Genomic DNA, 7034 nt, shown 5'->3' on the forward strand with positions numbered 1-7034 from the left:
TTCCGAGCCTAGGTTTTCCCTTACAGCTCTTACAACCCCTATACTTGCAAGCTTATCTGCCAACCTTTTGTCTGACAAATATTTGACAACTGCATACTCTTCGTCAGTAAGCCTATATGCATCAACAAACCCTTTGCCAAAAGCTTCCAAGAACTTACCTATTCCTTTGGTTGAAAGCTGTTCTTGTGCGTTTTTGTAGTATATTGTTGCAAGTCTTGCAGTCTTAACAGGTTTCAGGTACAAGAGAGGGTCTGTTACTATATCCGCTAGGATAGATGTAATCACAACACCAACGTTGTCACCCACAGTCTTACCAACTACCTTTGCTTTAAATTCCTCTATGTCAAACCAACTGTGTCCCCAAACTCCCTTTTCGTATTTCTCTTCTTCCCATATTCTCTCATCCTCTGGATCTGTATCTTTTGCAACCGCTCTCTTGAACTTTATGATGTTCATCACCTTCTTCAGGTTCTGGTTGTCCTCTTCTGTAATTACCACCTCTTGTATCCCACCCATCCCTTGCATCAACTTGTCTTCTATTTTTCTGACAGTTTCTATACTCCACTTATCACCAATAATGTTTACCAACTTGCTGATAGCTCCAATTCTCCTAAGTGCCTCAGAATACTTGCTCTTTGTGTCCAATATGCTTCTACCATTCTTAATATCGTTATCAATCTGTCTTAATATTCCTAGGCTCTCATTTATGTCAATTTCTACCATTTTGCCAATACCATATGAAACAACGCTTCCAAGAAACCCAAGTGTGTTTATAATTGCCTCAAACGGTGCTACAACATTACCTTCCGGTTGCTTCTCCAACCTTGGTGCAACGTTCACATTACTCGTTGGTTTCACATCTGGTACTGGCAGTTTAGATGCGTCAAGAACTTGTACCTGCTGTGTCTGTTGTAAAACAGCGTTTGGAAATGGATATTGGTTTGTTGTTTGAATAGTTGCCTGAGGTAGAAATTGCTGTTGAATGTTAGTTTGTAACAATAAATCCTGCTGTGCATTGGCCTGATTTGTTTGATCAGCTATCTGCGTAAAAGTTGGTATATTGGTCTGCGTTGAGAACGTAGGAACTTGGACTTGCAAAGTCCCAAACACACCGGATACACCTGTTATTGGTGATTCTTTCAAGTAGTAACTTACACCGAACCTTTGGTCTGCAAACTTGTCTAAATCAAAATCTTCGTCATCAGTGTATTTGGGTATTCTCCTCGGTCTAGTTGGTTTAGGCGTCTCATACCTGTACTCTCTCAACCCTACTTTGTGTATAAGGCTTGGTTCTACCTGAGTTTCCAACCTATCTTGACTAGTGACTTCCAAGGGTTTAAGCCCTACTTCCCTAAAAATGTCCTCTGGCTTTTTTTCAACATTCGGCAGGTTATCAAAACCTTGCTCTTCTATCTCCTTTACTCTTTTTTCCCTTCTGTAAAGTCCTCTATACTCCGGATAGGTGTCAAAAAAGGAGTTGTAGAGTTTTTCAAAGTCAACTTTATCAATTCCTTCCTTCAAAGCGATGTTGTACTGTTCCTCTACAACATCCTCAAATCTCACCTTACTCCTCCAAGTAGCTCCTTGATAATATTTCTATCAAGTCAGAACTCTTCCGCAGTATGTTCTGATACTTTTGCTTAACTTCATCGTCCTGAAATATTATGACATCTTTGCTTTTACCGATGAGGTCTGTAAAAACCTTCACCATATCTTTGAATGCTTTATATCTCTCCTCTTCGTTTTCCAGACGGGTTTCTTGCAACTTCTGTTTAAGTATTTGCAGTTGCAGTCCAAGCTTTCCTTTCTCCAGCTTGAGTAAGTCTTTCTTGTCTTCCAAGAGGTTTATGTCATTCAGTATTTCCTGCTTTTTCGCTTTCGCAAGTTCCACATCAGCTTTCATTTTCTCTTGCTTTCCTCTTTCACTTTCCAGTTTTGCAAGCATATACATATTTTTCAATGCTTCAGTCGGAGACGGCTTAAACAAACTATTAACAAACTCAACAAGTTTCGGGTCTTCGGATATTTTGTCTGCAGTTTGTTTTAGTTCCCTCAATACATCAACAATCCCTCTCTTCGTTTGATTGCTTAGTGCTTTGCTTACTTCACCTATGTTATGTGCAAGGGTAGCAACGTAATTATGTAGCCCATTAACAACATACGCTTCTTTTCCAAACGGTCCGGGGTAGAATCTATTTTCAGGCATAATTGGCTTGACAGGCTCCTCCTTAAGCCTGCTAGGAAGCATTCCAGCAATAAACCTATACACCCCACTCTTGTCAATTTCCTTTTCTGGTTGCGGTATCTCCTCCTCAGTTACTTTTTCACCATACCCCTCAACCCCTATTACAAATCCTCTTGCAAGTTCAAGCTGGTTTGTATTTTCCGGAGCAACAATCTTACTGTCCACACTTACCTCAATCTTTTTCTTTCTTAGCTTATCAAGCATCTCGTTATCAAGCCTGTACTCAATATTTCCTATTATCACTCTCCCTCCGTCTAACAGTGTTTCCAGAACCTGCTCAGCAAAAGCACTTCGCATTTTCGCCAGTGCTTCGTTTGCTTTTCTTTTGCTTTCTGGATCTTCAAACTGTCTAAACTCAGGGCTCGCTATACCCACAATGTTTAACTTTACATTTGTTATGTCATCTTGTTGTGCAATTTTGTTGAGACTATCAAAAATCTCCTCAATTCCCTCCTTCACAAGTTTCATAGTTGCTTCCATCTCATCAGCACTTGTTATTCTGTCAATAGTATAATCTGTTGCTGTTCTATACTTTGCTTTTCCTATCTTAACAACTAGATCTTTTTTTGTTGACGAAAAAACGTCTTTCTCTCTAAAGAAGCCGGGGCCTAAGCTCTCATCTGGAGGTGAGTACCAAGATGATTCGTAAGCAGTCATTACTTTGCGTGGAATTATCTCCGCAATTGGAACAAAAGCACTTGGAAGTCCTTGTGTAGCCAAAACACCGCTACCGGACGAAACTTGCTTAGTTACCTTCTTACTACCCCTATCTTCAACAAATGATACACTTTTGAACTCTATCATATAGTCCCTCCACTGCACTTACTATATAATACCTGAAAGCAAAGAAATGACTGAGGCAATGTTTCCTGATTGTTTTGATTGTTCTGAAAGGATGGCACTTGTTCCAATGCCTGTTGATGCACCATACAAGCCTGCAGTATAGTTCCCGGTAATGAGTCCACCAAGTGCACCACCAAGCGCACCACCGATTGCAGAACCAAACGGACCACCAACAAGAATACCAAGTATACTACCAGCTATCCCAAATAACCCACTTAGCGCACTCTGCTCTGCCATTTTTTTCTGTTCTACTGCACTCTGCTTCTCAAGTTCCCACCTTTCTCTAGCCATTCTCAAGCTTTCCTTATCTATATCAAGCTTAGCACTCAAGTAACTATCATCCTTTGCCTCCTTCAGTAAGTTCATATACGTAAGAAACTTTTTGTTCACACTGTTTAGTGCAATTGCCTTAGCTTGCGCATACTCCTCATCTTCCATTGAGAACTTTTGTATGTCTATTTGCCTGTGTCCGGCCAGTCTTGCAAGCTCAACTCCTTTCCTCGCAATATTAAACTGGTCAAACATACTACTTCTTGCTGTTTCAAGCCCTCCTGCCAGCTCCTGTCTTGCTTGTTCAGAAAGTCCCTTTGCTTGTGCTCTTTGATACGTATTTATCCCGGCTCTAATAAGTCCTGCCAAAGCACTGCTTTGCTGTAGAGATACTACGTCCTGCCTTAACCTAGCTATCTCATCCTCATACTGTTTTTGCTGTTGTGCGTACTGGTTAATCCTCTGCATTTGTGTTTGGTCAACCCAATCCTGATACTGCCCACTCGCTATTTTTTTCTCTTCTGAGAGTAATATGTCAGAAAGTCCTTGTCTTGCCAAATTAGTAAGGTTTGACATTATCTTATCATCACCGACGTTCTGATTTATGAAATCTGTCAAAACTCTCCAATCCTCGGCTTGTGCTTCTCCAATGAGTCCTCTGTGAGAGGATTTACCACTTAGCGGTATAGCTAGGTTTTCCCAGATGTAATACCCGAGTGTCTTTCTAATAGCCTTGTCTTTTTCACTACCTGTTATCTGACCACTTCTTATCCTATTTGCTAGGTTAGGGTCTATCTTGCTGACAAAAGCGGTTATTTCTTCATCGTTTTGCAGTCCAAGCCTTTTTAGATAATAGTCTCCCAAGGCAACCGCATTTCTTTCTTTTCTCTCGTCACTCCAACCTGAATTACCCAAACTCTGGTTATTATTCCCCATACTTGCCTCCTACACAAACTTTGCTTTTTTACCTAGCTCTTGCATTTTCCTTATTTCCTCTTCCATTTTTATTGCTTCTGCTACATTTGTCCAGTTCATAGTTCCCATTCTTTCTGCTCTTTGTTTTTCAAGCATTTCTCTCTCTTGCTGTAGTGTTGGTGCAATATGCTTGTCCAAGTACTGTCTTACAGACCTTCCGAGGTTAAGAAATATCCTATTATCTACTATTCCTCCTAGTATCGTAGGTTGTTGTGTTGGTGACGATATTGGAGAAGTATATGTCGGTGATGACACCGGAGAGGTATAAGGTGATGTATAAGATGGTGAAGATATTGAAGGAGATGATAAGGAGGTATATGATAGTCTTGAAGACTGCAAGGACTGAACTGCCTTCTTAAACCCTTCAATCTTTGCCTGCATTGCTTTATTTAACATCTCTGCCCAGTTGCCAAACGGCATATTACCCTCCTTCTACTTTTTTTATTCTATCTTCTCTGTCAAGAAAACGAAGACCTTTTTCCTTGTACTGTTTTATTATTTCGCTTACGCTTCCAGTAGGCGGGGTAGGACCATACCAATAGTTGAATTCAAGTTCCCAGTTGAACCAACAACCAAACCCTACGTCCTGCCATCCATTTACAAACTCACCAGCTGTGTTTCTCCTAGGAATAGTAAAATTAGTTTTGGATGGTGTCAGAAGAACATCACTTGGTTTTTCTTTGCAATACCTGAACTCATTACCCTTTACCCAAATGCCTTCACCTATCTTAACCCAGTCCATCAGTATCCTCCCCAAATACTCCTAGGATTATATGCTATATCAAAACCGAGTATTCTTTCAACACTGTTTGGAAAGTCCCTTACAAGAACTTTCATTGTCCTGAAAACAGCAGGAGCTTTTAAGATGTAATTAACCTCGTTTTCTATATCCTGTGTGTTTGGAGCAATACTAGGATGCGAAAATATTACAGGAGGATTAGATTGGTAAAGTGTGTAAGATGGGTTTTGAAAATCAAGCCCAAACTTTACAGACTGACTTGTATCCACTGGAGGTATGGATATTGTGTGCAGTTGTGCATATACCATTGTTTTGTATTCCAACACAGCATCAGCAACGTTATAGACTAAAAATGGAACTGTTACAAACGAGGAATTAACACTTGGATGTAAAGTTCTAATTAAAGCAAACTGTTTGCTTCCGCTTCCAACAACAAACACACCATCAACGTTTTGCGAGTAATTAGGATGCTGAGGAACTAGAGCAAAAGTCTTGTTGTATATTATGTTGTTTCTTACATCAACGACAAAACTCACAGCATCTTCTGTCAAAAACTTAAACACACTGTCAAAGTTATTAGTTGGGTTATGGCTGTATAGCAGAGACATTCTGGCACAAGATATAGTGTTAGTTCCATCATTCTCATTCCAGACTATGTTTATTGCCTTGTTATCCCCCCTCACAGCTTTAAGCTTTTCTGTTATCGGATAAAGAATCTGGTTAACAACAATCTGGTTAAGAACATAAATGTTAAACTCCTTATCAATAAACAGAACCCCAGCATTTGAGTAATTCACTGCGTGATAAAGATGACTTGGATTTTTGTAAAGAACTATGTTGCTAATTTTATCCTTAATAAATCCACTGTTTATCTGTCTCACAATGTATATGCCATCCTCCGTAAAAACATATATGTACCCCTGTCTTGTGTCAACAACATCTAGGATTGGAGTATCAAAAACGATAAAGTCCATAGGTATAGCAGTATCGTAGTAGCAAAAAACAAGTTCTCTTTCATTTCTTACATAGGTAAGCAAATCAAAGCATTCATAAATCTTTGTTGGCTTTGGTTCTCCAAACTCTTGCAGTGTGCTTGGAATCCAACTAGCGTTTTGAGTATCAATATAAAACGTTCCATTTATGCTTTTCTGAGAGAGAAGTTGCTTTCCATAAGGAAGAGAGTTTCCTACTTTAATCACTTTCTCAAAAAATTGTTCTGTTGCTGGAGGATAGTAAATAAAGTAATAACTACCGGGAGTAAAAGTAGCAATGTCCGACAAAATTCTTTCTTGCTTATACGCAAGATTTCTTATTTTCAAAAAAATATTCTGTCTATAGGATGATATTATTGAGTAGTCATCATAAACTCTGCTTATACTAACTCCAGAATTGTCATCAATTATACCAATCCTAGCATTGGAAAACGTCATAAGATTGAATGAGCCACCAGAAAATGGTAGATATATTTTAGTCATATAATGCGAACTTCCAGAAGTAGGTAAATTATTAATAAAATTCAAGTCACTGTCCCAGTCTAAAGGAAGTATTACTAAGTCAGAAATTACCATTTCATAGTTACTGTTGAAATTCACGTCATACACTTCTGAACTTGACATAAGACTAAAGTAGTCAAGTTTGATTATATCAACTTTTGGTTCTCCATTCACAGAGTTAAAAGAACCATCATTAGGAAAGCCATTTTCTGACGCATTGTAGGTATAGCTTAGCGGAATCGTAAATTTTACAAGCAGAACATCATAGTATGTTCCTTTCACATCTGGATAGAGCTTGACAAGATGATAAGTTATGAAATCACAAGTAGTAGAAGTTTTATGCTTAATTATCGTAAATACGTGTTTGGGAGCAAAAAGAAGCAATGCATACTCGTTGTTTGCATTACCTCCAAATCTATACGAAGTACTGTTTGCCTGCTGTGGAAGTTTGTATGAGAAAATAGTATCT

General features: G+C 39.0%; 6 protein-coding genes. All 6 read right to left on the reverse strand.

Annotated features, from left to right (window positions below; all coding sequences use genetic code 11):
* Nucleotides 1-1563, reverse strand: a 1563-nt coding sequence (locus tag ABDH28_01915) for a hypothetical protein (protein ID MEN2997782.1), incomplete at its 3' end; no start/stop codon positions are given.
* 1 nt (nt 1564) lies between these two features.
* A complete protein-coding gene (locus ABDH28_01920) occupies nt 1565-3049 on the reverse strand; it encodes a hypothetical protein (GenBank protein ID MEN2997783.1) in 1485 nt (494 codons plus the stop codon).
* Nucleotides 3050-3070: 21 nt separating this feature from the next.
* A complete protein-coding gene (locus ABDH28_01925) occupies nt 3071-4294 on the reverse strand; it encodes a hypothetical protein (protein ID MEN2997784.1) in 1224 nt (407 codons plus the stop codon).
* 9 nt (nt 4295-4303) lie between these two features.
* The gene (locus ABDH28_01930; protein ID MEN2997785.1) at nt 4304-4753 is read right to left on the reverse strand and encodes a hypothetical protein; all 450 of its coding nucleotides are present in this window, start codon (nt 4751-4753) and stop codon (nt 4304-4306) included.
* A gap of 1 nt (nt 4754) precedes the next feature.
* Nucleotides 4755-5075, reverse strand: a complete 321-nt coding sequence (locus ABDH28_01935) for a hypothetical protein (protein MEN2997786.1) — start codon at nt 5073-5075, stop codon at nt 4755-4757.
* Nucleotides 5075-7034 (reverse strand): hypothetical protein (locus ABDH28_01940; GenBank protein ID MEN2997787.1); only part of this gene is annotated, 1960 nt, incomplete at its 5' end. The genes ABDH28_01935 and ABDH28_01940, both read right to left, overlap by 1 nt.

The organism is Brevinematia bacterium (assembly GCA_039630355.1).
GTDB lineage: Bacteria > Spirochaetota > Brevinematia > DTOW01 > DTOW01 > SKYB106.

What these genes read in the sequence shown, in the direction of transcription:
- ABDH28_01930 (MEN2997785.1), bottom strand. Translation starts at nt 4,753, where the DNA reads ATGCCGTTTGGCAACTGGGCAGAGATGTTAAATAAAGCAATGCAGGCA.
- ABDH28_01925 (MEN2997784.1), bottom strand. Translation starts at nt 4,294, where the DNA reads ATGGGGAATAATAACCAGAGTTTGGGTAATTCAGGTTGGAGTGACGAG.
- ABDH28_01920 (MEN2997783.1), bottom strand. Translation starts at nt 3,049, where the DNA reads ATGATAGAGTTCAAAAGTGTATCATTTGTTGAAGATAGGGGTAGTAAG.
- ABDH28_01935 (MEN2997786.1), bottom strand. Translation starts at nt 5,075, where the DNA reads ATGGACTGGGTTAAGATAGGTGAAGGCATTTGGGTAAAGGGTAATGAG.